We start from the raw sequence: 19674 nt of genomic DNA, 5'->3' as shown, positions 1-19674 counted from the left end.
GGGATCAGCGCTCCGTGAAGCGGACCCGTGGCTCGTGACCTGCGACCTCCGTCAGCAGCTTGCGCCGGGCCGCCACCGCGAAGGGCCGCATCTCGTCGGCGATCTCCACGAAGGCACCCGGGCCGCCGATGACGTTCTGGGCATAGTAATCCTCCAGCGCCATGCCGCCAGGGCCACCCGGCCGCCCGCCCGGACGGCGGATCGACAGGGCATTGATGGTGAAGCCCTTGGCCAGCGCCTCCGCCCGAGCCGCCGCTAGGGGCCGTCCGTTCATGTTGGGGCCGTCGCCAGATACGTCGATGACCTTGCGGGTACCCTCATGGGCATTGTCCTCGACAAGGCGCACGGAAAAATCGATCGCGTTGGAGATCGAGTTGTAGCCGGTAGCGCCTCGCGGCGCGCTCACGAGCTTCTCGGCGAAGACCTTCGCACTCGCGGCATCGCGGATCACGTGCCAGTCGACGACGAGAACCTGCGAACTCGGCCCTCCCCATTCCATGAAGGCTACCGCGATCGCCCCGATGGGGCCGTTCCGGATGCCGTCGAGCACGTCCTTGCTCGTCAGCGCATCCGCCCAGCCCTGCCGCTGGAGGCGCAGCTCATCGTTGTCGATCGAGCCGGAGCCGTCGGCCGCGAAGACAAGTTCGAGATCGACAGGTTCGGCCCGTAAGGCACCGGTCAGCAGACCCAGGGCAAGAAGGCTCGTGACGGCAAGGCGCATGGAACTTTCCCCATCGTCGCAATGCCGAAGCCATCTAGGGCATGAAGCGGGACAGGACGCGCCTATCCCGGATCACAATTCCGTTGCCGCCCTACCCCACCGCCACCGGCTTCTTCACCACGAAGGGCGTGCGCATGGTCACGAGTTCCTCCGCAGCCGTGGGGTGGACCGCGATGGTGCGGTCGAAATCGGCCTTGGTGGCGCCCATGGTGACGGCGATGCCGGCGAGCTGGATCATCTCGCCTGCGTCATGCGCCATGATGTGCACACCCACCACCTTGTCGGTCGCCTTCTCGACCACGAGCTTCATCAGCACCCGCTCGGCGCTGCCCGAGACCGTCGCCTTCATGGGGCGGAATGAGGTCTTGTAGATATCGACCTCGCCGCAGCGCGCCCGCGCGGCCGCTTCGCTGCAGCCGATGACGCCGATCTCGGGGGTCGAGAAGACTGCCGTCGGGATCAGCTCGTGGTCCACCATGGTCGGCTTGTCGCCGAAGACCGTGTCGGCGAAAGCGTGCCCCTCGCGGATCGCGACCGGCGTAAGATTCGCACGGTTCGTCACGTCGCCCACCGCGTAGATGGACGGAATGACCGTCTGCGAATAGCCGTCGACGATGACCGCGCCGACCTCGTCGATGCTCACGCCGACCTGCTCCAGGCCGAGATTGGAGGTGTTCGGGCGGCGCCCGGTGGCGACAAGGACCTGGTCGGCCATCAGCACGGTCCCGTCGCTTAGGGTCGCGGCAATGCCGTCGGGCCGCTTGTCGAGGCGATGGATCGTCCGCTCCAGGGCGAGCGTGATGCCGCGGCCGCGATAGGCTTCCGCGAGAGCGTCGCGCACGTCCTCGTCGAACCCGCGCAGGAGCTTGTCGCCCCGGTGGACGAGCGTGACCTCGCTGCCCAGACCGGCGAAGATCCCGGCGAATTCCACCGCGATATAGCCCGCGCCGACCACGATGATGCGCCGCGGCAGCTCCTTCAGATGAAACACCTCGTTGGACGTGATGCCGAGTTCGCCACCGGGGATCGCCGGCTCCATGACCGGGTGGGCGCCGACTGCCAAAAGGATATAGCGGGCGCGGATTTCCTGCCCGGTCTTGAGGATGCGCACCGTGTGCGGGTCCACGATCACGGCACGGCTGTCCACGATCTCGACCCCGGCCTTCTCCAGGTTGGCCCGGTAGATGCCCTCCAGGCGGTCAACCTCCCTGTGCAGGTTGGTCATGAGGGTGTTCCAGTCGAAGCGCGGCTCCGGAAGCGTCCAGCCGAAGCCAGCCGCCTCCTCGAACTCGTCCACGAAACGGCCCGCATAGACCATGAGCTTCTTGGGCACGCAGCCGCGGATCACGCAGGTCCCGCCGACCCGGTACTCCTCGGCGATCATGACCCGCGCACCGTAGCTCGCCGCGATCCGCGCAGCGCGCACGCCGCCGGATCCTGCACCGATGACGAACAGATCGACGTCGAAATCGCTCATGGTCAAGTCTCCCGTTCCGTCCGGCGCGCGGCCAGAATCCATACGATAGCGGCTCCCAGGGATGCCGCCCACCATCCCTGCCAGGCCCCATGGCCGACGAGCGCCACCGCCGTCGCGCTGCCGAGGAGCGCCAGGGATGCGGCTGCGACAAGGCGCTCCTGCCGCGCAATGGTGCGCAGGAGCAGAAGGATCGTCGCCAGGGCCAGAAATGCCCCCACGCCGCCGAGCTCGGCCCAGACCTGGAGCAGCGTATTGTGGGGATGACCGACGGCGAGAAGGGTCTCGTCCTCGCTCGGCACCCGCTCGGCCACGGCCGTGTCGCGCATGCGCGGGCTGACACCGAAACCGCCCCCGAGCAGCGGCTGGCGGCGGATGGCCTCTCCGAAGCTGAGCCAGATATCGACCCGATCGCGGGAATGATCGTCCGCGAGCCTCTGGTGGACGCCTGCGGGGATGGCGCGGTCAGCGATCTGCCCGAGGAACGGAGCAGCGACCGTCAGCACCACGAACGCGACCGCCGCAAGCCGGGTCACCAGTCGCGGGGCCGCGAGGGCGGCCAGGAAGGTCGCGAGCCCGGCCGCGAAGCCGAGGATCGAAGCGCCACTCTCGGAATGTGCCATGGCCGCGAAGGCCAGAGCCGACAAGGCCAAGGCGAGAACCCAGCCGTGACGCACTCCACGCAGCATCCAAACAGATATGGCCGGCAGGAGGCACAGGACCGTAAGCACCGGGCGGTTGAAGATGAAGCTGTGCCAGCGCATCCCGAGCGACTTACGCAGAGCGAGTCCCGTGCGCAGCTCGAAGATCATCGTGACGCAGGCGATGACGGAGGCTGCGACCAGGAGCCAGAAGGCCGTCCGGGACATCCGTGCCGGCAAGGTCAGGGCCAGCACGAAAGCGGCCAGGACCGATACCCAGAACTCTCCGAGCGCCGAGACGGACAGGGCTTTGAACTCGCTCCAGCCGACGGACACGACGCACCAGGCGAGGAAAGCCAGGACTGCCAGGCCGAGGGGCGATGCGAGCGCTGTGCGGGCTTGCCGCGCCAGGTCACTGAGCCGTCCGTCGACAGCCGTGGCTGCCAGCGCGAGGAGAGCCGCCAGCCCGGCGAAAACCGGGCTCGATCGATGGGCGATCGCCATGCCGAGCGGCATGAGCGCCAGGGCCGCCATGGCGGCGCGCCACAGCCCGTCGGCCCACAGGGCCCGTGCGCCGGCCCCCCGGCCGCCCGTGTCGGAAGCAAGAATTGTCATGGGGTGGGTCTTACGCGAAGGTTCAACACCGATAAAGACGCAAGCGCTTGCCGCGTTGCGTTTCCACCTTTACCGTTTGTCGCAGCGCGCGGGATCGCCATGAAATCCATCCTGCGACAAGCGCGAAGTCTCTCGAATAATCGGAGGAAATAGAATGAGCCAGTATCGCAAGGGCCTCTGGCGGGGCATGCTCGCCGCCGCGGCCGTCGCCGGCCTCGTCACCACGGCGTCGGCCCAGATGGCCGAACTCAAGATCATGGCCCCGGCGGCGCCGGGCGGCGGCTGGGACCAGACCGCCCGCTCCATGCAGCAGGTTCTGACCCAGGCGGGCCTTGCCAAGAGCGTCCAGGTCACCAACGTTCCGGGTGCTGGCGGCTCCATCGGCATCGCGCAGCTCGTGAACAGCGGAAAGGGCGACGGCAACCAGCTCATGGTCATGGGCTACGTGATGGTGGGCGCGCTTCTGACCAACAAGTCGCCCGTCACCCTCGATCAGACCACCCCCATCGCCCGCCTGACCGGCGAGTACGAGGCCATCGTGGTTCCGGCCGATTCCCCGATCAAGAACGCCAAGGACCTCGCGGCGGCCGTGAAGGCCGACCCCGCGAAGGTGACCTGGGCCGGCGGTTCGGCGGGCGGCGTCGACCACATCGCGGTCGCGCTCTTCGCCAAGGCGGTCGGCGCCGATCCGACGAAGATCAACTACATCCCGTTCTCGGGCGGCGGTGAGTCCCTCGCGGCCATCCTGGGCGGCAAGGTGACGGCCGGAATCTCCGGCTACGGCGAGTTCGAGAGCCAGATCAAGGCCGGCAAGCTGCGCCTCATCGGCCTGACCACCCCGGCCGGCAAGGGCACGCCCGAGATGCCGTCCCTGAAGGACCAGGGCGTCGACCTCGAGATCGCCAACTGGCGCGCCGTCGTGGCGCCTCCCGGCATCACGGACGCCCAGAAGAAAACCCTCGTCGACACCATCGACAAGATGGTCAAGTCGAAGGAATGGCAGGACATCCTGAAGCAGAAGGGCTGGGACGACGCCTATGAGTCGGGCGATGCCTTCGCCAAGTTCCTCAAGGACGACCAGGCCCGTACGAAAGAGGTCTTGACCTCGGTCGGACTCGTGAAGTCATAAAGGCTTACGCCGGAACGACGTTGGAAGCGCCGCCCCGTGCGGCGCTTCTTTTTTAAGGACAACAACAATGACGACACGAACTCCGCGGCGGGTCGACAAGGCGGGCCTCCTGATCGCCCTCCTGCTCCTCCTCCTGGCCGGGACCATCTGGTGGGACTTGAGCACCCTTGAGCTCTCCTCGGTTTACGGGCTCGGCCCCAAGGCGATGCCCATCGTCGTTGCCAGCGGGCTCGCGGTCCTGGGCGTCGGCAATGCCGTCTCGGCCCTGCGCGGCGGACTGCCTGAGCGCGAAAGCCTGCTGTGGATGCCCATCGTGCTGATCATCGGCGGGCTTGCGGCGCTCATCGCCTTCATCGAGTTCGGCGTCGGCTTCATTCCGGCCACGGCGGTCCTGTTCGCCTGCACGTCGGCGGCCTTCGGGCGGCGTGCCTTCCTGACCGACCTCGCCATCGGGTTCACGGCGGGCGTCGTGATCTATCTCCTGTTCGCCAAGCTCCTGACCCTGAGCCTGCCGATGGGTCCCATCGAGCGTCTGATCGGAGCCTGAGCACCATGGATTCCCTTTTCGCCCTCGCGCATGGCCTGACCGTCGCGATCCAGCCGATGAACCTTCTCTTCGCGCTCATCGGCGTGCTTCTCGGCACCGCCGTCGGCGTTCTCCCAGGCATCGGCCCGGCGCTCACGGTCGCGCTGCTGCTGCCGATCACCTTTAAGCTCGATCCGGGCGGCTCCATCATCATGTTCGCGGGCATCTATTACGGCGGCATGTATGGCGGCTCGACCACGGCCATCCTCATCAACACGCCCGGCGAAAGCGCCTCCATGGCGACGGCGCTCGAAGGCAACAAGATGGCCAAGGCCGGCCGCGGCGGCCCGGCGCTCGCCACCTCGGCCATCGGCTCCTTCGTGGCCGGCACCATTGCGACGCTCGGCCTCGCCTTCCTGGCCCCGACCCTCGTGGAACTGGCCGTCCGGTTCGGCCCCGAGGACTATTTCGCCCTCATGTGCGTGGCCTTCGTGACCGTCTCGGCCACCTTCGGCGACTCGCCGATCCGCGGCCTGACCAGCCTGTTCGTCGGCCTGGCGCTGGGCCTCGTCGGCATCGACAAGCTCACGGGCCAGGCGCGCCTGACCTTCGGCGTGCCAGAACTTCTCGACGGTGTCGAGGTGACGACCCTGGCGGTCGGCCTCTTCGCGGTCGGCGAAGCGCTCTATGTCGCGTCCCGCCGCCACATCCAGGAGGAGGTGGTCGAGCCGGTGCGTGGCTCCCTGTGGATGACCAAGGAGGACTGGAAACGCTCCTGGTGGCCCTGGATCCGCGGCACCCTCTTCGGCTTCCCGATCGGTGCCCTGCCGGCAGGCGGCGCCGAGATCCCGACCTTCCTGTCCTATTCGACCGAGAAGCGGCTGACGAAATATCCGGAGGAGTTCGGCAAGGGCGCCATCGAGGGCGTGGCCGGGCCGGAAGCCGCCAACAACGCGTCGGCGGCCGGAACCCTGGTGCCGCTCCTGGCGCTCGGCCTGCCGACCTCGGCGACCGCCGCCATGATGCTGGCCGGCTTCCAGCAATACGGCCTCAATCCCGGCCCCCTGCTCTTCGCCGAGCGGCCGGAGCTGGTCTGGGGCCTGATCGCCAGCCTGTTCATCGCCAACGCCATGCTGCTGGTGCTGAACCTGCCGCTGGTGGGCCTGTGGGTGAAGCTCCTCGCTATTCCGCAGCCCTGGCTCTATGCGGGCATCCTGGTCTTCGCCACCATGGGCACCATCGCGGCCAAGCCCTCCGTGGTCGAGCTGACCATGCTCGGCGCCTTCGGCGTCCTCGGCTTCCTGATGCGGCGCTTCGACTATCCGATCGCGCCCGTGGTGGTCGGACTGATCCTCGGGCCCATCGCGGAGGCGCAGCTGCGCCGCGCCCTCTCGATCAGCCTCGGTGACCCGATGATCCTGGTGCAGAGCCCGATCTCGGCCACGCTCCTGGCCATCGCGCTCATCGCCCTGGTCCTGCCCTTCATTCTCAAGGGTTTGAACCGCTTCAAGATGAACGAGGATTAAGCCTGCCGGCACGGCCTTCTCCCCGCTTCAAGACAAAAGAAGGCCGTGCCTCACCGTCATTCCGGGGCGAGCATAGCGAGAGCCCGGAACCCATAAACGCTGACGATGTAGGACAAAGCGCTGCGGCTATCGCAGCGGCTCATTCTGAAACCCTGGTGTTTATGGGTTCCGGGCTCGCCTTCGGCGCCCCGGAATGACACAGGAAACGCCACCCTGCACTCCTCACCCCACACAAGAAAAAGGCCCGGGAAACCGGGCCTTTTTGCATTCTGACGATACGTCTTGCTTACTGCAGCTGATGGCCGCGCTTGTTCATCTCGGCGCGGGCGCGGATGATGACGTATTCCGACACGTTCTGCGCCCAGGTGGCGAGATCCTTGACGATGTCGTCGAGGAGGCCGGGCTGCACTTCCACGTATTTCTTGCCGGCCGGCGTGCGGTAGAAGGCCGCGATTTCCTTGAGCTCGGCTTCCGACAGGCGGGTCGCGAAGGCGCGGGCCGCGCTGTCGATCATCTTGTCCTTCTGCTGCTCGACCTCGGGACGGATGATCGTGACCACCTCTTCCAGGTCCTTCTTGATCTCCGGACGGGTGACGTTCATCTGCTGCAGCTGGATGAAGAAGGGCTCGGTCATGGCGTCGATGGACCGGGTCATGCCGGAATTGATGGCGACCTCACGGGCGAGGGCCAGCTGGCTCTCCGTGGGCTGCGCAGTCTGCGCGAAAGCGGGGCCCGCGAGCATCACGATGGCGGCGGCGAACGCGGCCAGACGGGGGGTACGGATCATGGGGTGTAAGCTCCAGTCATGACGATAGGACGGTCAGACCTGACCAAGTTCGACGAGACCCTGATCGGTGGCGAGGATCGCCCCCGTGGCAAGGCCGATGAAGAGACCGTGCTCCACGACGCCCGGGATGTTGTTGAGCGTCGAGGCGAGCACGTTGGGCTTTTCGATGCGCCCGAGATGCGCATCGAGGATGAAATGCCCGCCATCCGTGATGTAGGGCGTTCCGTCGGCGGTCCGGCGCAGGTGAATCTCCCCGCTCATTTCCAGGGTCTCCAGGAGCTTCTCGATAGCCACCTGGGTCGCGCGCAGGCCGAAGGGCACCACCTCGATCGGCAGCGGGAAGCGGCCGAGGCGGGAGACCCGCTTGGAGCCATCGGCGATCACGATCATGCGGCGGCTTGACGAGGCGACGATCTTTTCCCGCAGCAGGGCGCCGCCGCCGCCCTTGATGAGGCGCAGATCGTCGTCGATCTCGTCGGCCCCATCGACCGTGAGATCGAGCTCGGGGGTCTCGTCGAGGGTCGTCAGCGGAATGCCCTCGCGCTGGGCCTGCTCCCGGGTCGCCTCAGAGGTAGGCACCCCGACGACCGACAGGCCCTCCCGCACGCGCGCGCCGAGGGCAGCGACGAAATAGGCGGCCGTGGACCCGGTCCCGAGTCCAAGCCTCATTCCGTCGGTCACGAGGGCCGCAGCCCGTTCGCCCACATCGCGCTTCAGATTGTCGCTCACTGATGGTTCCTAATGCTGGTCGTCCTCCTGGCGCGGCCGGCCCGGCTGGGCTCTAGCATGTCGGCACCCGGAGAAGAAAGATTGTTTCAGGCTCTTTTCAACGGATCGATGCGGTCCGGCAAGGCCGGTCAGGGCCGCTGCGGCGATGCGCCCGTGCCGGGCCGCACGCTCGGAGTCGCGGCCGGAGCGGCCTGGGGCAGCCCCTGGGCCGACGGATTGGTCTGGGGCGTGCACACCACCTTCTCGTCGAACACGTAGCAGATGCTCATGTCGCCGGTCCGGTAATTGACCCTGAACACACCGCCCTCGCGCTCGTGGCGGGAGGCCACGAGACCGTATTCGCCAGGCACCTGCGGTCCCGCGCCTTCGCCTGCGCCGAAGCACAGGGTCACGCCGATGGTGCCCTCCTGAAGGCCGTACTGGCAGGAGCTGACTTCGCCCGTAATGCGGTCGATCCGGTAGATCCGGTTCAGATCGGTCTGCGGGGCAGGCACGAAATCGTAAGGAGCGGCGAAAGCCGGAGCCGTCAGGCTAGCCAAAACGAAAGCCGAGGATAAATACGCCAAGGAACCGGCAAGCCGCATGCAACACTCCTTCTTGGTGAGCCCGGTAAGAACGAATCAACCATAAGACCATATCATCCCCTCATGCTTGATTCCCTCGTCCTCTGCAGGTAGCCGACCTCCATGGCCATTCAAAGCCCATCCGTCGCGCCCCGCGTGGCTCCGCCCATTGTTGTCTTCGACCTCGACGGCACGCTGGCCGACACGGCCGGAGACCTGATCGGGACCCTGAACGTCATTCTCGAGGGCGAGGGGCTGCCGTCCCTGCCCCTGCGCAAGGCGCGCGACCTGGTCGGCGTCGGTGCCCGGGCCCTCCTCCAGCGCGGCTTCGAGGAGGCCGGCAAGGAGCTGGCACCCGCCCGCCTGGACGACCTGTTCCAGGCCTTCATGGTCCATTACCGGGACAATATCTGCGTCAGGACGAAGCTCTATCCGGGCGTCGAGGCGGCCCTGGGGCGCCTGCGTCAGGCCGGTTTCCTGCTGGCGGTGTGCACCAACAAGTTCGAGGACCATTCCGTTCGCCTGATCGAGGCGTTGGGGATCGCCGATCTTTTCGCGGCCAATTGCGGGCGCGACACCTTCCCGGTCTTCAAGCCCGATCCGCGCCACCTCACCCTCACGATCGAGCGGGCCGGCGGCAGCCCGCATCGGGCCGTGATGGTCGGCGATTCGCGCACCGACATCGTGACGGCCCAGGCGGCCCGCATTCCGTCCGTTGCAGTGCCGTTCGGCTATACGGACGTGCCCGTGCGCCGGCTCAACCCGGATCTGGTGATCGGCCATTTCGACGAGCTGTTCGACGCCGTCGGCACTCTCGTGCGGCTGGCGGCTGCCTGAGGGAGTAAGCCACCGGAGAGATCGGGCCGCGATGGCCCGCACGAAATCGTGAATTTGATTGTCAGGAAGGAAATGGTGGGCGCGACAGGGATTGAACCTGTGACCCTTCGCGTGTGAAGCGAATGCTCTCCCGCTGAGCTACGCGCCCTGACCAGGGCCTTCTAAAGTCGATGATCCCCCGGCGTCAAGCGGTTCCGACAGCCCAGCCCCGACATTTCTCCAACGACCGATTGCGGCAGCCTGACCTTAACCTCCCGGTTACGATGTGGCGAAAATGAGGCACCTCGATCGGGTGATTTCATAACGGACCTTTGTTATTCAACGGATCCGAAACGCGGCCATTGCGTTGAGAGATCACCAACCCGCACCAAACTTGTTGAATTCGAGGCAAATATGGGACGCACCCGCGCTGCCCTGACAGGGCTTGTCTGTGCCTTCGCCGCCCTTGCGACGCCGGCCGCAGCTTTCACGGCAATCGATCCTCTCACCCGGCAGCCCCTCTACGGGCCCGAGGAGTCGCTGAACGTTCAGGCCTCCCCGATCCCACGCCAGATCGTCTCCTTCGAAGGGCGCTATGCGCCCGGGACCATCGTGGTCTCCACGAACGAGCGCCGGCTCTACTTCGTTCTGGGGGACGGCAAGGCGATCCAGTACGGCGTCGGCGTGGGACGGCCCGGCTTCACCTGGGCCGGGGCCCATTCGGTCACCATGAAGCGGGAATGGCCCGATTGGCGTCCGCCGGCCGAGATGCTCAAGCGCCGTCCCGACCTGCCGCGCCACATGGCCGGCGGCCCGGACAACCCGCTCGGCGCCCGCGCCCTCTATATCGGCAGCACAATCTACCGCATCCACGGCTCCAACGAGCCCGAGACCATCGGCGAGGCGGTGTCGTCCGGCTGCATCCGCATGACCAACGAGGACGTGATTGACCTCTACAACCGCGCGAAGGTCGGCGCCCGCGTCGTGGTGCAGCGGTAAGGCATACGTCGTTCAATTTCCGTCATCCCGGGACTCACCTGTTGCAGGCTCGGGATGACGCTTTCCTTCCGGCATCTGACAGAACAGCCGGCAAATGCGGCCGTGCGCTCTGCGGGCAATCCCGGGCGCATCGGTCATTTTAAGTCTGCAACCCATTCCTCCAGGACCCGTCTGATCGCCTGCTCGGCTGGCTCCTCCCGTGTGAAGGCCCACCATGTATGTGCGCCCTGCCAGAGGCTCACCATTTGCCAACCCAGGCGCTCGCCCTGCTTCCGGTCCACCGAGAGGCGGCGGCTGAGGATTTCGGCGAGACGACGGCCCCAAGCAGCGCCTCGCCTGCGCAGGACGGGATTGCGAATGTCCTCTCTCAGCAGCAACAGACCGTTGGTGGCATCGCGTTCCGCATTTTCGGTCGGCATGAGACGAAGCAGCAGGTCGATTGCGCCTTGAGGCGTCGGCGCCTCCTCCGCATCAGCTGCTTCGGTCTCCGCGTCCAGACGGTCCCATGCGCGCAGGAGAATGGCCTGGACCAAAGCCTCGCGGCTGCCGTAGCGCTGAACCAGCGTCGCCGGTGAGAGGCCACAGGCTTTGGCCGCGTGGGCGAAGGTCAGTCGGTCGGGACCGTTTTCCAGCAGCGTTCCGAACAGAGCGTCGAGCACCTGCTCGTCTGAAATGGTCTTGGGTCTTGCCATGAGAATATATAAACGTTTATTCGTTTATTAATCAATGGAGGAACCGCATGGCCAGAATCCTGGGGTACATCGCCGCCAGCCTCGATGGGCTGATCGCTACCGAGGACGAGGATCTGGACTGGCTGCTCCAGTACGACGACATGGACCTCGGGGAGCACGACTATCGCACCTTCCTCAAGCGCATCCACACCGTCGTGATGGGGCGCGGCACGTACGATTTCATCGCACGGGATCCCTCTCCCTGGGCTTACGGCGATAAGCGCGTGATCGTCGTTACGTCGCGGCCGATCGAGAATCCGAAAGGACCGCTGGAGGTCCGGAGTGATGTCGATGCGCTGATCCGCGAGCTTCGCAGGCTGGACGACGGCGACGTTTGGATGCTGGGTGGCGGGCAGTTGCAGATGGCCTTCCTCGAGCGCGGGGCGCTGGACGAGATCGAAATCTACATTATCCCGGAGATGCTGGGTGGCGGCCGACCGCTCTTTCCGCTCACCGGCTTTCGCGCGAGCCCGACGCTCATCAGCGCCCAAGTGATCGACAAAGGCTGTGTCCGGCTACACTATCGATTCTAGGGCAATCGGTTCGCGCCGAAGTGATCCGAGTTCCCGGCAAAGGCCACGCAAAGGCCGCGTTTACACGAGAGGGATCACGGGCCGTGAGCTCTCCATAGAGCATGGCAATTCGGCCATAAATTCAGCTGCTTACAGGACCGTTAGCGGTCTCTGCTGCCCAATCCACCTCCCATCAGCGGTCCCGCGACAATCCCTTGGCGGAGAGTTCCGCCAGATAGGCCGCGAAGCGTTCCTCCTGCTCGGCGCCGAGCCGGTGGAGATAGTCCCAGCCGTAGATGCCGGTATCGTGCATGTCGTCGAAGACGAGCTTGACGGCATAGTTGCCGACGGGCTCGACCGCGAGGATCTGGACATTGCGCTTGCCCGGCACGGTCCTGCGCTCGGAGGGGCTGTGGCCCTGGACCTCCGCCGAGGGGCTCGTCACCCGCAGGTATTCGGCCGGGAGGTTGAAAGCCGTGCCGTCGTCGAAGGCGATGCGCAGGCTGCGCTTATCCGGGGAGAGCCGCAGCTCGGTGGGCCAGCGTTCCGTTGCCATGTTCCCCTCGGCCATGTTCCCTCGCCTCCTGCCCGGTTTGTGAATTGACGCCCGCGGCCCGATCACTACGCTGGGTGCCCTTCCGGGACAACCCGCAAAGGATCGCCCCTCCCATGCCGGCAGACATGCCCCTGCCCTCCTCCGCGGCCCAGCCCCTGGTCGATCCCTTCGGCCGGGACATCACCTATCTGCGGGTCTCGGTGACGGACCGGTGCGATTTCCGCTGCGTCTATTGCATGTCGGAAGACATGGCGTTCCTGCCGAAGCGGGACCTGCTGACCCTGGAGGAGCTCGACCGGATCTGCTCCGTCTTCGTCGACAGCGGCGTGCGCAAGCTGCGCATCACTGGGGGCGAGCCCCTGGTGCGGCGGGACATCATGAGCCTCTTCGGCTCCCTCTCGCGCCATCTGGAAAGCGGCGCCCTGGACGAACTGACCCTGACGACGAACGGCTCGCAGCTTGCCCGCTACGCTTCGGAACTCGCGGCCTGCGGCGTGAGGCGCGTCAACGTGTCCCTCGATACCCTGGACGCCGACAAGTTCCGACGCATCACCCGCTGGGGCGACCTATCGAAGGTGATGGCGGGCCTCGATGCCGCTCAAGCGGCGGGCCTGAAGGTCAAGATCAACGCGGTCGCCCTGAAGGACGTGAACGAGGACGAGATCGAGACGCTCCTGACCTGGGCCCACGGGCGCGGCATGGATCTGACCCTCATCGAGGTCATGCCCCTCGGGGAGATCGATGGTGAGCGCATCGACCAGTTCCTGCCCCTCTCCCTGGTGCGCGCCCGCCTTAGCCGGCGTTTCACCCTGGATGCGGTCGAAGATCGCACGGGCGGCCCTGCCCGCTATGTGCGCGTGGCCGAAACGGGTGGCCGGCTCGGCTTCATCACGCCCATGACCCATAACTTCTGTGAGAGCTGCAACCGGGTGCGGCTGACCTGCACAGGCCAGCTCTTCATGTGCCTCGGCCAGGAGGACGCCGCCGATCTGCGGCATCCGGTGCGGGCCTCGCAGAGCGACGACCTGCTGCGCCAGACCATCCTCGGTGCCATCGCCCGCAAGCCCAAGGGCCACGACTTCGTCATCGACCGCCGCCATGCCCGCCCCGCCCTGCGGCGTCACATGAGCACGACTGGCGGCTAGTCCTTAAGAATACTATCCCGCGACAGTATTGGCCGCTGGAGAATCTTGACTATTCAACAGGTTCAAGGAATATCGCCGACGACATTCAGGGCAACAGCATCGTGATCGTGTTGAGTTTCGGGCGCCGACTGACCGCCATGGCGGGCCTCTTCTTCTGGCTCGCCGCCACCCCGGCAACGGCCCAGGATACGTCCCAGCCGAAGGCTCCGGACAGCCCGACCATCCGCATCGCCATCGAGGGCGCCTACCCTCCCTTCAACTACATGGAAAACAACGAGCTGCAGGGGTTCGAGGTCGATCTCGGCAAGGCCCTGTGCGACGTCATGAAGGCGGATTGCGTCTTCGTGCAGCACGAATGGGAAGGCATCCAGCGCGGCCTTCTCAACCGCGAATACGATGCGGTCATGTCGTCCCTCGAAATCACCGAGAAGCGCCAGAAGCGCCTCGCCTTCTCGAAGCCCTATTACCGGATCCCGGCCATCTTCATTGCGCCCAAGGAAAGCTCTCTCAACGGCGTCACGCCGAGCGCACTCGCGGGCCGGAAGATCGGCGCCACGGACCGCTCCGATCATCTCGATTATCTCCGGCAGAACTACAAGGGCGCCGAGATCATCCCCTACTCGACCCCCGTCGAGGCCAATCTCGATCTTCTCGTGGGCCGCATCGACGCGGTGTTCGGCGACAAGCGTGCCCTGGCCGAATTCCTCAAGTCCCGCGAGGGCGAATGCTGCCGGATTCTCGGCCCCGCCCCCGCAGATCCTCCCTATCGGCGCCAGTTCTACGGTGTGGGAATGCGCAAGGAGGACACGGCCCTCAAGGCGCGGTTCGACGAGGCCATCGACAAAGTCATGGCCGACGGCACCTATGATCGGATCCGCGCCAAGTATTTTCCGTTCGATATCAAGTGAGAACGGTTGCTCCCCGCCGGGTCTCTCCATAGAACCTTTATCGACGGTTCAGGGAGCGGAAGATGGCGCAAGGCGGCATGAAGGTCAGTTTCATCGGTCTGGGAGTCATGGGCTATCCCATGGCGCGCCACCTGAAGGCCAAAGGCCATGAGGTGACGGTCTACAACCGCACGGCCGAAAAGGCCGACAAGTGGGTCTCGGAGAATGGCGGCCGCGCCGTGCCGACACCCCGCGAGGCCGCCGAGGGACAGGACATCGTGTTCGCCTGCGTCGGCAACGACGACGACCTGCGCCAAGTCACCCTTGGCCCGGACGGCGCCTTCCAGGCGCTGCGCCCCGGTTCCATCTTCGTCGACCACACCACCGCCTCCGCGGAGGTCGCTCGCGAGCTCTACCAAGCCGCCCGGGCAAAGGATGCCGCCTTCGTGGACGCACCGGTTTCCGGTGGCCAAGCGGGCGCCGAAAACGGCGTGCTGACCGTCATGTGCGGCGGCGATGCGGAGCCCTACGGGAAGGCCGAGCCCGTCATCATGAGCTTCGCTCGGGCCTGCCGGCTCATGGGCCCGGCCGGCTCCGGCCAGCTCACCAAGATGATCAACCAGATCTGCATCGCGGGCCTCGTCCAGGCCCTGTCCGAGGGCATCCATTTCGGCAAGCGCGCCGGCCTCGACATCGAGGCCGTGCTCGACGTGATCTCCAAGGGCGCCGCCGGCTCATGGCAGATGGAGAACCGCGGCAAGACCATGAATCAGGGCAAGTTCGATTTCGGCTTCGCGGTGGACTGGATGCGCAAGGACCTCTCCATCGTCCTCTCCGAGGCGCGGAAGAACGGCGCCAGCCTGCCCGTGACGGCCCTGGTGGACCAGTTCTACGCCGACGTGCAGGCGAAGGGCGGCAACCGCTGGGATACGTCGAGCCTGATCTCGCGATTGGAAAAATAAGGTCGCCCGGCCCCACACCAACCGGTAGTTAAGTATCCGCACGCAATTCGCCCAAGGGTTTATGTATTGGCGAACCGAACGCCGAGACTAGTTCTTTAGAGCCCGTGCATCTGCTCTCCTCTGCGCCCAAGCCCGTGGACAAGGGGAGAGCATATATGCAGATTCGGAATCCCTCTCCGAGCCGAGCCCATGGGCAGATCAATCGCTTCAGCCAATATTCCGGACCCCTCTCAGCCCGTTTCGGCTCAAGCCCAGAAGATCTTTGCCGATTATCATTGTGAAACCTCGGAGGTCGACGAGCTCGAACATTCCCTGAGCAATTTCATTTCTCCGCAGACGCTTATTCCGGCAACCCGGGCGGGACCGTTTCACGGCATCTTTCAGTTTCACGGAACCCAAGAGCTCGGCATTTTCGACGTCCGGTTCGGACAAAAGCTCTCCATCGTCCTGCCTCCGCAAGAAGTAGACGAGCGGCTCAACAACATCGCCTTCGTCATGGCGCATTCAGGCAGCGCCCAATTGGTCTACGGCCGGGAGACCTTCGCGATTACAGGGGCGCATGGCATCTTCTTCTCATCCGGCCCCAAGCGCGCGCTCGAATTCTCGGAGGATTGCGATGCGCGCGCCCTCGTTGTGGATCGCAAGAGACTCACGGAATATTGTGCAAAGCTGCTCGGGCGGGATCTCGACGAGCGCCTCGACCTCGAAATCGGATTTCCTCTCGATACGGGCATCGGTCCCGGCTGGCTCCGGACGATGCAGTACATTGAGGCGGAACTCAGCAATCCGGATTCCCTCGTCAGGCATATCCCTGCCATCCGGCAGCAACTCGAGCACCTGGTCTTTACCAGCCTCCTGTTCGGGCATCGCCACAACTATTCCGAAGCCCTGCTTCAGCCTCAATCGGCCGTCGCGCCCTTTTATGTGAAACGGGCGGAGGCCTATATGGAGGCGCATTTCTTCGAGCCGCTGTCGCTCGCAGACATTTCGGCTCATGCGGGCGTCAGCGCCCGAAGCCTGCAGGCGGGCTTTCAGAATTACCGGAACATGACCCCTATGGCCTTCCTGCGCTCCATCCGGCTGCAGAAAGCTCGCCTGTCTCTTGCGGCCGCAGATCCGACAGCCTCGACCGTGACCGAGATCGCTCTGGCGTGCGGCTTCAGCCATATGGGGGAATTCAGCGTGGCCTACAGGCGCGCTTTCAACGAGACTCCGCGCGAGACCCTGCTGAGGCGCGCTTAGCCCGTCCTCGGGACTAGCCGTGAGGCAGCGCCTAATAGGTCCAGCGCTGGGCCTTGCTGATGAGGAAGTCCCGGAAGGCCTGGACCCGGGCGACCGAGCGCATCTCCTCCGCATACACGAGATAGCTGTCGAGGGAAGGCATCTCGGTATCCCGCAGGATCTGGGTGAGATGCGGGTTTCCGACCACAACGTAATCCGGCAGCACCGCAATGCCCGCACCCGTCTCCACCGCGTAGCGGAGCGCCGTGATGTTGTTGACCACGTAATGGTACGGCCGGGGCTCCTGGCCTTCGCGACCGGCCGTGGAGAGCCAGTGCACGGACATGAGATAGGACGGCTCCTGGCCGCCGAACGACACGATCCGGTGCTTGTCCAGCTCTTCTAGGGTCTTGGGCTCGCCGAAGCGCTTCAGGTAGTCGTTCGACGCATAGACGTGGAAGTGGATCGTGAACAGGCGGCGCTGGATCAGGTCCGGCTGGGCGGGCCGCCGCAGGCGGATCGCCACGTCGGCCTCGCGCATGGCGAGATCGAGCTCCTCGTTGTTGAGGATCAGCTCGACCCGCACTTCAGGGTAAAGGTCGAGGAATTCCGCGATGCGCTGTGCCAGCCAGATCGACCCGAGCCCGACCGTGGTGGTTACCTTGAGGACACCTGAGGGCCGCTCGCTCGTCTCGACGAGGCGGGCCTTTGTGGTCTCCAGCCGCATGCGCATGTCGCGGGCGGCGCGGAACAGCAGGTCCCCCTGCTCGGTCAGGATAAGGCCGCGGGCGTGGCGGTGGAACAGGGGCGCCTTCAGCTCCCGCTCCAGGGCGCTGATCTGGCGGCTGACCGCGGATTGGCTCAGACCCAGATCGTCGCCGGCCCGCGTGAAGCTCCCGGCTTCAGCGACCGTATAGAAAATCCGGATTTTGTCCCAATCCACGGCGTTCCCCTCACGTCCCGGCCTCTGAAGCCGGGTTTTCTATCTCTTACCGGTGCCCGACGGACGCAATAGGAATTCCGACCGGCGGTCCAGCAAATTCCTGTTATGAAATCATTCAGCGGCCTGCTGGGTCGTCTCCAGCGCCGCAAGGTAGCGCTCGGATTCGAGCGCCGCCATGCAGCCCATTCCGGCCGCCGTGACCGCCTGGCGGTACACGTCGTCCGCCACGTCGCCGGCCGCGAAGACCCCCGGAACGTTCGTGGCCGTCGAGTCGGGCTTGGTGAGCAGATAACCGCCAGGCTTCATGTCGAGTTGCCCGGCGAAAAGCTCTGTCGAGGGCTTATGGCCGATGGCGATGAAGACACCGTCGGTCTTGTGCTCCGTCACCTGGCCGGACACCAGGTTCTTGAGCCGCACATGGGTGACGGAGGTCGGGTTCTGCGAGCCGCAGATCTCGTCGATGGCCGAATTCCAGATCACCTCGACATTGGGCTGCTTGAACAGGCGATCCTGGAGGATCCGCTCGGCCCGGAAGGAATCGCGCCGGTGCACGACCGTGACCTTCTTGGCCAAGTGGGACAGATAGAGCGCCTCCTCGACGGCCGTGTTGCCGCCGCCGACGACCACCACCTCCTTGCCGCGGAAGAAGAAGCCGTCGCAGGTGGCGCAGGCCGAGACGCCGAAGCCCTGGAACTGAGCCTCCGAGGGCAGGCCGAGCCACTTGGCCTGGGCGCCGGTGGCGACGATGAGGGCGTCGCAGGTATAGACGTCGCCGGAATCCCCCTCCAGGCGGAACGGACGGGTGCTCAGGTCCACCTTGACGATGTGGTCGGACACCATCTTCGTGCCCACATGCTCCGCCTGCAGGCGCATCTGCTCCATGAGCCAGGGGCCCTGGATCACATCGGCGAAGCCCGGATAGTTCTCCACGTCGGTCGTAATCATGAGCTGGCCGCCCGGCTGGAAGCCCGAGATCAGCACGGGCTCCAGGAGCGCACGGGCGGCATAGATCGCGGCCGTATAGCCTGCAGGCCCAGAGCCGACGATGATGAGCTTGGCGTGGGATTGGGCCATCAGGGGTTCTCCAGTGGAAATGTCGCGTCCGGCAGGCCGAGAGCGCGACGGTGGCGGGCCAGGCCCTCGGCAATGGCGCGCGCGATCAGGGGGGTTGAATTTAGCGGCTCGTAAGGGGCGCCTTCAAGTCGCCCCTCGAAGGGATGCACAACTCCCTTCTCCTTGAGCGCATCCAGGAACACCCGGAGCTTGGGATGCCCGCCGGACGGCTCGAAGACCAGGAGCGGCACGCCCGTGGCGGCGGCCTCGCCCACCATGTTGAAGGAATCCGCCGTCACGACCACGGCGTCCGACAGGGCAAGGAGGGACACGAAGGGGTTTTCCCCCGTCCCGTCCCAGAAGAAGCCGCCATGGCGGCGGGCAAGGTCCGCCAGGGCGTCCCGCAGGGGCTCGGGCGTGCGCCGGGAGGCGGTGATCATCAGGGCGGCGCCGCTCTCCGCCAGGGTTGTCAGGTAGGCCGTGAAGCGGGCAGCATCCTGGGCCTCGAACCGGTGATGGCGGCTGCTCCCGCCCACCAGAACGGCCACACGAGGATGTTTCAGGCCGGCCAAGCGGGAATCCGGATGCGCCCTTGCGGCCGCAAGGCGCTCGGGCGAGACCCGATGGGGCGGGGTCAGGGTGGTGAGCACGTTGGGGCCGCGGATCCGGTCGTAGCTCGGCGCCCAGATGAAGTCCGCCGCCCCGGGGCCGGTGCGCGGATCCTTCAGGAACACCGTGTAGGTCCGTCCGCCGGAGGCTTTCTTCACGAAGCGCAGATACGGCACGGCCCGGCGCCCGGAGCCGATCAGGAGATCGGGAAAGGGTGGGACGAGGGGGCTGTTATGAGCGCCCGGCCGCTCCCGCGGGTCGATCGGCCCCCAGGGCATCAGCCAGCTGAAAGGCGCCCTCGGCCGGACCCGGCGGATCTCGGGAGACAGGCTCAAGGCATCTGCGACGCTCAGGGCCTGCATCTCGTCCCCGGCCTTGCCGTCGGTCAGAACCCAGGAGGTGAGCCCCAATTCACGCAACATTCGATCCTTCTGCCTGTGGAGTTTATGGGGTTCGTTGCGACTTAATCGCCGGACCAGCTTGTGCAGACCCTCTACAACGTCTACTCAGCCGAGACGAGCCTTTCCCG

The 19674-nt window shown here is 65.6% G+C and carries 21 protein-coding genes and 1 tRNA gene; 10 read left to right on the top strand and 12 right to left on the bottom strand.

Features of this window, described 5'->3' with window-relative positions; all coding sequences use genetic code 11:
- Positions 1-4 precede the first annotated feature (4 nt).
- From C4E04_RS05560 to C4E04_RS05550, 3 genes are all read right to left on the bottom strand, one after another.
- The gene (locus C4E04_RS05560) at positions 5-721 is read right to left on the bottom strand and encodes a DUF1194 domain-containing protein (protein ID WP_109595739.1); all 717 of its coding nucleotides are present in this window, start codon (positions 719-721) and stop codon (positions 5-7) included.
- A 91-nt stretch (positions 722-812) separates the two neighbouring features.
- Positions 813-2198: a glutathione-disulfide reductase gene (gene gor / locus C4E04_RS05555; protein WP_109595737.1), complete on the bottom strand. Its 1386-nt coding sequence runs from the start codon at positions 2196-2198 to the stop codon at positions 813-815.
- 2 nt (positions 2199-2200) lie between these two features.
- The gene (locus C4E04_RS05550) at positions 2201-3451 is read right to left on the bottom strand and encodes an O-antigen ligase family protein (protein ID WP_109595736.1); all 1251 of its coding nucleotides are present in this window, start codon (positions 3449-3451) and stop codon (positions 2201-2203) included.
- A 187-nt stretch (positions 3452-3638) separates the two neighbouring features.
- Here C4E04_RS05550 and C4E04_RS05545 point away from each other — a divergent pair, with 187 nt between their 5' ends.
- The 3 genes from C4E04_RS05545 to C4E04_RS05535 all read left to right on the top strand — a co-directional run bounded on the left by C4E04_RS05545 (position 3639) and on the right by C4E04_RS05535 (position 6632).
- On the top strand, positions 3639-4580 hold the full coding sequence (locus tag C4E04_RS05545; protein ID WP_245416295.1) for a tripartite tricarboxylate transporter substrate binding protein: 942 nt from the start codon (positions 3639-3641) through the stop codon (positions 4578-4580).
- Between the two features lie 67 nt (positions 4581-4647).
- Positions 4648-5127 (top strand): tripartite tricarboxylate transporter TctB family protein, encoded by a 480-nt coding sequence (locus C4E04_RS05540; protein ID WP_109595732.1) that lies wholly within the window; start codon positions 4648-4650, stop codon positions 5125-5127.
- Positions 5128-5132: 5 nt separating this feature from the next.
- Positions 5133-6632: a tripartite tricarboxylate transporter permease gene (locus tag C4E04_RS05535; RefSeq protein ID WP_109595730.1), complete on the top strand. Its 1500-nt coding sequence runs from the start codon at positions 5133-5135 to the stop codon at positions 6630-6632.
- Between the two features lie 286 nt (positions 6633-6918).
- On the opposite strand, the gene C4E04_RS05530 is transcribed toward C4E04_RS05535, so the two are convergent.
- The 3 genes from C4E04_RS05530 to C4E04_RS05520 all read right to left on the bottom strand — a co-directional run bounded on the left by C4E04_RS05530 (position 6919) and on the right by C4E04_RS05520 (position 8732).
- A complete protein-coding gene (locus C4E04_RS05530) occupies positions 6919-7419 on the bottom strand; it encodes a DUF2059 domain-containing protein (protein WP_109595728.1) in 501 nt (166 codons plus the stop codon).
- Between the two features lie 33 nt (positions 7420-7452).
- A complete protein-coding gene (rpiA, locus tag C4E04_RS05525) occupies positions 7453-8088 on the bottom strand; it encodes a ribose-5-phosphate isomerase RpiA (RefSeq protein ID WP_245416294.1) in 636 nt (211 codons plus the stop codon).
- 188 nt (positions 8089-8276) lie between these two features.
- Positions 8277-8732 (bottom strand): hypothetical protein, encoded by a 456-nt coding sequence (locus tag C4E04_RS05520; RefSeq protein WP_109595723.1) that lies wholly within the window; start codon positions 8730-8732, stop codon positions 8277-8279.
- A 102-nt stretch (positions 8733-8834) separates the two neighbouring features.
- Here C4E04_RS05520 and C4E04_RS05515 point away from each other — a divergent pair, with 102 nt between their 5' ends.
- A complete protein-coding gene (locus C4E04_RS05515) occupies positions 8835-9548 on the top strand; it encodes an HAD family hydrolase (RefSeq protein WP_109595721.1) in 714 nt (237 codons plus the stop codon).
- A gap of 73 nt (positions 9549-9621) precedes the next feature.
- On the opposite strand, the gene C4E04_RS05510 is transcribed toward C4E04_RS05515, so the two are convergent.
- Positions 9622-9696, bottom strand: a tRNA-Val gene (locus C4E04_RS05510).
- Positions 9697-9941: 245 nt separating this feature from the next.
- Between C4E04_RS05510 and C4E04_RS05505 the strand changes: the two genes are divergently transcribed.
- Positions 9942-10526 carry a L,D-transpeptidase gene (locus C4E04_RS05505; protein ID WP_109595719.1) on the top strand — a complete coding sequence of 195 codons (585 nt, stop codon included), beginning with the start codon at positions 9942-9944 and terminating at the stop codon, positions 10524-10526.
- 134 nt (positions 10527-10660) lie between these two features.
- Here C4E04_RS05505 and C4E04_RS05500 read toward each other — a convergent pair whose 3' ends face one another.
- On the bottom strand, positions 10661-11218 hold the full coding sequence (locus tag C4E04_RS05500; RefSeq protein ID WP_109595717.1) for a TetR/AcrR family transcriptional regulator: 558 nt from the start codon (positions 11216-11218) through the stop codon (positions 10661-10663).
- A 47-nt stretch (positions 11219-11265) separates the two neighbouring features.
- On the opposite strand from C4E04_RS05500, the gene C4E04_RS05495 reads away from it, so the two are divergent.
- Positions 11266-11790, top strand: coding sequence for a dihydrofolate reductase family protein (locus C4E04_RS05495; RefSeq protein WP_109595715.1), 525 nt, complete (start codon positions 11266-11268; stop codon positions 11788-11790).
- 172 nt (positions 11791-11962) lie between these two features.
- Here C4E04_RS05495 and C4E04_RS05490 read toward each other — a convergent pair whose 3' ends face one another.
- Positions 11963-12325 carry a gamma-butyrobetaine hydroxylase-like domain-containing protein gene (locus tag C4E04_RS05490; RefSeq protein ID WP_109600804.1) on the bottom strand — a complete coding sequence of 121 codons (363 nt, stop codon included), beginning with the start codon at positions 12323-12325 and terminating at the stop codon, positions 11963-11965.
- A gap of 113 nt (positions 12326-12438) precedes the next feature.
- On the opposite strand from C4E04_RS05490, the gene moaA reads away from it, so the two are divergent.
- The 4 genes from moaA (at position 12439) to C4E04_RS05470 (ending at position 16561) form a co-directional block, all read left to right on the top strand.
- On the top strand, positions 12439-13470 hold the full coding sequence (gene moaA / locus C4E04_RS05485; RefSeq protein ID WP_109595713.1) for a GTP 3',8-cyclase MoaA: 1032 nt from the start codon (positions 12439-12441) through the stop codon (positions 13468-13470).
- 101 nt (positions 13471-13571) lie between these two features.
- Positions 13572-14378: a transporter substrate-binding domain-containing protein gene (locus C4E04_RS05480; RefSeq protein ID WP_109595711.1), complete on the top strand. Its 807-nt coding sequence runs from the start codon at positions 13572-13574 to the stop codon at positions 14376-14378.
- A 62-nt stretch (positions 14379-14440) separates the two neighbouring features.
- The gene (locus tag C4E04_RS05475) at positions 14441-15319 is read left to right on the top strand and encodes an NAD(P)-dependent oxidoreductase (RefSeq protein ID WP_245416242.1); all 879 of its coding nucleotides are present in this window, start codon (positions 14441-14443) and stop codon (positions 15317-15319) included.
- Positions 15320-15508: 189 nt separating this feature from the next.
- Positions 15509-16561, top strand: a complete 1053-nt coding sequence (locus C4E04_RS05470; RefSeq protein ID WP_109595709.1) for an AraC family transcriptional regulator — start codon at positions 15509-15511, stop codon at positions 16559-16561.
- Between the two features lie 31 nt (positions 16562-16592).
- Here C4E04_RS05470 and C4E04_RS05465 read toward each other — a convergent pair whose 3' ends face one another.
- From C4E04_RS05465 to C4E04_RS05455, 3 genes are all read right to left on the bottom strand, one after another.
- Complete coding sequence (locus C4E04_RS05465; RefSeq protein WP_109595707.1) at positions 16593-17483, bottom strand: LysR family transcriptional regulator; 891 nt, start codon at positions 17481-17483, stop codon at positions 16593-16595.
- A 111-nt stretch (positions 17484-17594) separates the two neighbouring features.
- Positions 17595-18557 (bottom strand): thioredoxin-disulfide reductase, encoded by a 963-nt coding sequence (gene trxB / locus C4E04_RS05460; RefSeq protein ID WP_109595704.1) that lies wholly within the window; start codon positions 18555-18557, stop codon positions 17595-17597.
- The gene (locus C4E04_RS05455) at positions 18557-19567 is read right to left on the bottom strand and encodes a mitochondrial fission ELM1 family protein (RefSeq protein WP_109595702.1); all 1011 of its coding nucleotides are present in this window, start codon (positions 19565-19567) and stop codon (positions 18557-18559) included. The genes trxB and C4E04_RS05455 overlap by 1 nt, the downstream gene beginning before the upstream one ends.
- Between the last annotated feature and the right edge of the window lie 107 nt (positions 19568-19674).

This window comes from Microvirga sp. 17 mud 1-3 (assembly GCF_003151255.1).
In the GTDB taxonomy this organism is placed as follows: Bacteria; Pseudomonadota; Alphaproteobacteria; order Rhizobiales; family Beijerinckiaceae; genus Microvirga.
This window is presented reverse-complemented; position numbering and strand designations above follow the sequence as displayed.

What these genes read in the sequence shown, in the direction of transcription:
- C4E04_RS05560 (WP_109595739.1), bottom strand. Translation starts at nt 721, where the DNA reads ATGCGCCTTGCCGTCACGAGCCTTCTTGCCCTGGGTCTGCTGACCGGT.
- gor (WP_109595737.1), bottom strand. Translation starts at nt 2,198, where the DNA reads ATGAGCGATTTCGACGTCGATCTGTTCGTCATCGGTGCAGGATCCGGC.
- C4E04_RS05550 (WP_109595736.1), bottom strand. Translation starts at nt 3,451, where the DNA reads ATGACAATTCTTGCTTCCGACACGGGCGGCCGGGGGGCCGGCGCACGG.
- C4E04_RS05545 (WP_245416295.1), top strand. Translation starts at nt 3,639, where the DNA reads ATGCTCGCCGCCGCGGCCGTCGCCGGCCTCGTCACCACGGCGTCGGCC.
- C4E04_RS05540 (WP_109595732.1), top strand. Translation starts at nt 4,648, where the DNA reads ATGACGACACGAACTCCGCGGCGGGTCGACAAGGCGGGCCTCCTGATC.
- C4E04_RS05535 (WP_109595730.1), top strand. Translation starts at nt 5,133, where the DNA reads ATGGATTCCCTTTTCGCCCTCGCGCATGGCCTGACCGTCGCGATCCAG.
- C4E04_RS05530 (WP_109595728.1), bottom strand. Translation starts at nt 7,419, where the DNA reads ATGATCCGTACCCCCCGTCTGGCCGCGTTCGCCGCCGCCATCGTGATG.
- rpiA (WP_245416294.1), bottom strand. Translation starts at nt 8,088, where the DNA reads ATGAGGCTTGGACTCGGGACCGGGTCCACGGCCGCCTATTTCGTCGCT.
- C4E04_RS05520 (WP_109595723.1), bottom strand. Translation starts at nt 8,732, where the DNA reads ATGCGGCTTGCCGGTTCCTTGGCGTATTTATCCTCGGCTTTCGTTTTG.
- C4E04_RS05515 (WP_109595721.1), top strand. Translation starts at nt 8,835, where the DNA reads ATGGCCATTCAAAGCCCATCCGTCGCGCCCCGCGTGGCTCCGCCCATT.
- C4E04_RS05505 (WP_109595719.1), top strand. Translation starts at nt 9,942, where the DNA reads ATGGGACGCACCCGCGCTGCCCTGACAGGGCTTGTCTGTGCCTTCGCC.
- C4E04_RS05500 (WP_109595717.1), bottom strand. Translation starts at nt 11,218, where the DNA reads ATGGCAAGACCCAAGACCATTTCAGACGAGCAGGTGCTCGACGCTCTG.
- C4E04_RS05495 (WP_109595715.1), top strand. Translation starts at nt 11,266, where the DNA reads ATGGCCAGAATCCTGGGGTACATCGCCGCCAGCCTCGATGGGCTGATC.
- C4E04_RS05490 (WP_109600804.1), bottom strand. Translation starts at nt 12,325, where the DNA reads ATGGCAACGGAACGCTGGCCCACCGAGCTGCGGCTCTCCCCGGATAAG.
- moaA (WP_109595713.1), top strand. Translation starts at nt 12,439, where the DNA reads ATGCCGGCAGACATGCCCCTGCCCTCCTCCGCGGCCCAGCCCCTGGTC.
- C4E04_RS05475 (WP_245416242.1), top strand. Translation starts at nt 14,441, where the DNA reads ATGGCGCAAGGCGGCATGAAGGTCAGTTTCATCGGTCTGGGAGTCATG.
- C4E04_RS05470 (WP_109595709.1), top strand. Translation starts at nt 15,509, where the DNA reads ATGGGCAGATCAATCGCTTCAGCCAATATTCCGGACCCCTCTCAGCCC.
- trxB (WP_109595704.1), bottom strand. Translation starts at nt 18,557, where the DNA reads ATGGCCCAATCCCACGCCAAGCTCATCATCGTCGGCTCTGGGCCTGCA.
- C4E04_RS05455 (WP_109595702.1), bottom strand. Translation starts at nt 19,567, where the DNA reads ATGTTGCGTGAATTGGGGCTCACCTCCTGGGTTCTGACCGACGGCAAG.